The following is a 3227-nucleotide window of genomic DNA, read 5'->3' on the forward strand; positions in this document are numbered from 1 at the left end:
CCTTAACCTGCACTGACGTGTGATACAATGTGTTTGTTCCCAATTCCTTGGAACTGCTTGGTCACCGCGTCTGGTTTGGGTTCTGGACCATTCAGGCAGACATGCCCCCGCTGGGCTTCCGACCCTTGGCGGGGGTTTGCCGTTTCTGCCTAAATGCCTAGGCCGTGCTCGGCGACTGCCAGAGCTTCGGCCTTCGAGATAAGCGGGTAGCCAGTGAACGACTGCATGGCGGCTCGCTTCTTGCCGTTAGGCTTCGCCGCACTCGTCATGAACTCGCGGGTTTCGGCCCAATCGCGGACAGCACCGAAATCCACCAATGCTCGAATAGTCCCCCGATCAATTCCGGTCTTCGCGCTCACGGCCTTGATGGAGTCCACATCGTCAGGCCGGGCGTCCGGGTCCACTTCCGCAGCCTTTGCGCGGACGGCGGTTGGCACGACTGGCGAAAGTCCCAGGGCTTCACGAATCGCGGACCAGCCGTACAGGACATAGCGGGGCAGGTTGGGGTCCCCGACGACCTGTGTGGGGATGTTCTCCGTGTGGGCTAGGCTCTCGACCTGCTCGGCGGTGACCGGCTCCGGCTCGGACCGTCGGGTGAACGGGGCGGAGGCGAACGTGAAAGCAGCGTCCGCGAGACTGACCCCGGGGCCACTCACGGCTTCCCGGTACTCACGGTCAACTGTGAGACGTCGGGCAATCTCTGGGGCGGTGTAGAACTCGCGGGAGGTGTTGTCGGTGGTGGTCATGGGTTACGCCACCACCTTCACGGCACGGCCTTCTAGCAGCCGGTCAATCTCGTTCAGGTCAACGCGGAGAAAGCGGGTGCCGGTAGCGAATCCGCTGATCTTCCCCGCATCAATCCAGCGACGGACGGTGTTTGTACTGGTAGCGGCGTATTCTGCGGCGTCCTTGACGGTGGAGTACCGCCTAGCGGACCTGGTGAGCGTGGCGCTCATGGTGTTCCTCGGTTCCTGGCGTATGCCAAACATGCCCGCGTGAGCGCCACTGTGCGGAATGGAAATGTTGGCAGTCCCCCCCGGTCAAAACCGGGACAGAAACCGGTCCCCTAGGAACCGATGTGAGACCCACCGTACCCCACTCGTACACACTCGTACACCGAAACTGCCCGAGGCGTGGTTAGCGGAATCGTCGCCAAGCGGCCCTAACCAGATCAAGGGGCACTTCACGCACCCCACTAATCCACAGGGCGTTCAGCGTCTTTGCCAGTACGGACCCCCGTATTTTGAACCCCGGCATCTGCCACCGGTGGTCCCCGTCCCTTCTTGGAACCAGGTGCACACCGGCTGTGAGTGGGGCGTTCGGGTGCCGGTCCTCGTCCTGGTGCCCGGTCCTGGTGGTCTCTGCACGCTCGATCATCCCCGTGATCATCTGCGCGGCGGTCATACCCGGCTCCGGCTCCCCGTCCGCGTCCGACACCGGGGCACCGTCGGCCCACCAGTCGTGCAGGCCCAGGAGGCCCCCCGACCTTTCGTAGGGGTTCGGTGCGGCGTCCCTGCGTTGCCGGGCTAGCCCCACCCGGTAGACCTCCCCGTCACGGACGTACAGGAGGAACTGGCACACCGGGCGAGAACCTTTTCCGTCCTCGCGCGGGGTTGTGATAGTCACCGACCGCACACCGTCGCTCTGTCCGTCCGGGTGTTCACGGTCGTAAGCCTCGATGATTGCCTCTAGGACCTCCTTGCCGCGCGGTGCGAATCGTCCTAGGCCCTGCTGCTCGTTATGGTCGGTCACTGGTTGTCATCCTTCGTGTCGGTGGTCGTGTCGGTGGTCGTGTCGGTGGTGGGGGCGGCTAGGTCGGACATGCGGGCGGCTAGGGTACTCATGCGCCCGTGGGCCACGTGCTGGTAGGACAGGGCTGTCTTCGGGGTGGAGTGGCCCAGGAGATCCATTGTCTCCCGCAAGGTCGCTCCGGCTTGTTGGTGGGTGATCGCCCCGTAGTGGCGGAGGCTGTGTGGAGTCGCGCCAGGGCAGATGTCGGCGGCCCATTTCTTGAACCCCTTGCCGAAGTTCGCGGGGCTGACCTGCCGATTCTCCGTGTTCAGGAACACCAGCCCGTCGGGGCCGGGCTGTGACCGCTCCCGTAGTTGCTCGTCCAGCAGGGGGACGATGTGCGGCGGCACCTCCACGCGCCGCGTCTTCTCACCCTTAGGCAATTTCATGTGCCACTCGCTGCCGTCTAGGTGTGCCTGCCGGTCGATGTGCAGGATTAGCCGGTCTTCCGGGCATGCTCCGTCCGAGCCTACGGGCTGCGGGTGCCGTTCAATATCCTTACGGCGCAATTCGACCCACTCAGCCGGGCGCAAGGCACACCACGCCGCTACCTGTACGGCGACCCGGTAGGCCTTCGGGACGCGCTCGACCAGGGCAGCCAACTGCACGGGTGTGGGAACCACCTTGTCAGGGGAGTCGGGCTGTGTTCCTGCGCCGTCGATGGTGCAGACGTTGCGGGGTAGGGTCTCGTTCCTCACCAGTGCTTGGAGGACGGTATGCAGCAGGGCATAGGCCCCGGCGGTCGTGGTCTTCTTCGTGCCGTTCTTCCGCTGCATGGCGTTGTACCAGTCGTCTACGTCAGCGGGCGTGAGGTCGGCAATCAGGACCTTGGCGACCGGGTACGGGGCGATGTGGTTCCGGCGAAGGCTGTCGTAGCGGGTGCGGGAAGACGGGGCTAGTTTGCCGGTGCTGTCTATCCAGTGCTCGACGGCCCGGTCCACGCTGATATTGACCCGCTTGTCGCGCTTCTCCCGCTCGGAGGGGGAGACCCACACTCCTTTGTCGATCAGGTCCCACTCGTTGTTGAGCCAGACACGGGCGCGCCTCTCGTCCCCGAATGTGCGGGGGGCGGTGTATCGGCGGCCCCGGTAACTGTAACGGGCGCGCCACTTGGCCCCTCGTTGGTCGATAGTCCCAAACGCGGCCCTCGTGCGTGCCTTGTCTTCCCCGCCGGTCTTCTTCGTCATGGTGGTCTTCCTCGTCTGGTACCCATTGGACCAAAGATGGACCAACGGGTGGGCACTTGTGCGTACTTGTGTACCTATCCTTGTGACACTACCATGGGTTTTGACCTGCTCAAACGGTGCTTCTCGCAAGTCGCTGAGACCACACAGATTTTACCGGGCATGAAGCACACGATCATGCCGATGTGATCCTCGCGTGCCCGGTGTCGTCCCCCCGGGTACCAAGTTGGGGCGGGGGGCGGTGTGGTTGGC

Annotated in this window: 4 protein-coding genes; all 4 read right to left on the minus strand. The window is 63.9% G+C overall.

Going from position 1 to position 3227, the window contains the following annotated elements; genetic code table 11:
* Window positions 1-149: 149 nt before the first annotated feature.
* The 4 genes from ACT3TD_RS14655 to ACT3TD_RS14670 all read right to left on the minus strand — a co-directional run bounded on the left by ACT3TD_RS14655 (window position 150) and on the right by ACT3TD_RS14670 (window position 2978).
* Window positions 150-746: a hypothetical protein gene (locus ACT3TD_RS14655; RefSeq protein ID WP_444615226.1), complete on the minus strand. Its 597-nt coding sequence runs from the start codon at window positions 744-746 to the stop codon at window positions 150-152.
* A gap of 3 nt (window positions 747-749) precedes the next feature.
* Window positions 750-956: a helix-turn-helix domain-containing protein gene (locus tag ACT3TD_RS14660; protein WP_444615227.1), complete on the minus strand. Its 207-nt coding sequence runs from the start codon at window positions 954-956 to the stop codon at window positions 750-752.
* Window positions 957-1137: 181 nt separating this feature from the next.
* Entirely contained in the window at window positions 1138-1752 is a 615-nt protein-coding gene (locus tag ACT3TD_RS14665) for a hypothetical protein (RefSeq protein WP_444615228.1), read from the minus strand.
* Window positions 1749-2978, minus strand: a complete 1230-nt coding sequence (locus tag ACT3TD_RS14670) for a tyrosine-type recombinase/integrase (RefSeq protein WP_444615229.1) — start codon at window positions 2976-2978, stop codon at window positions 1749-1751. The genes ACT3TD_RS14665 and ACT3TD_RS14670 overlap by 4 nt, the downstream gene beginning before the upstream one ends.
* Window positions 2979-3227 lie beyond the last annotated feature (249 nt).

The organism is Corynebacterium sp. AOP36-E1-14 (genome assembly GCF_052377495.1).
Classification (GTDB): Bacteria; Actinomycetota; Actinomycetes; order Mycobacteriales; family Mycobacteriaceae; genus Corynebacterium.

What these genes read in the sequence shown, in the direction of transcription:
- ACT3TD_RS14670 (WP_444615229.1), bottom strand. Translation starts at nt 2,978, where the DNA reads ATGACGAAGAAGACCGGCGGGGAAGACAAGGCACGCACGAGGGCCGCG.
- ACT3TD_RS14660 (WP_444615227.1), bottom strand. Translation starts at nt 956, where the DNA reads ATGAGCGCCACGCTCACCAGGTCCGCTAGGCGGTACTCCACCGTCAAG.
- ACT3TD_RS14655 (WP_444615226.1), bottom strand. Translation starts at nt 746, where the DNA reads ATGACCACCACCGACAACACCTCCCGCGAGTTCTACACCGCCCCAGAG.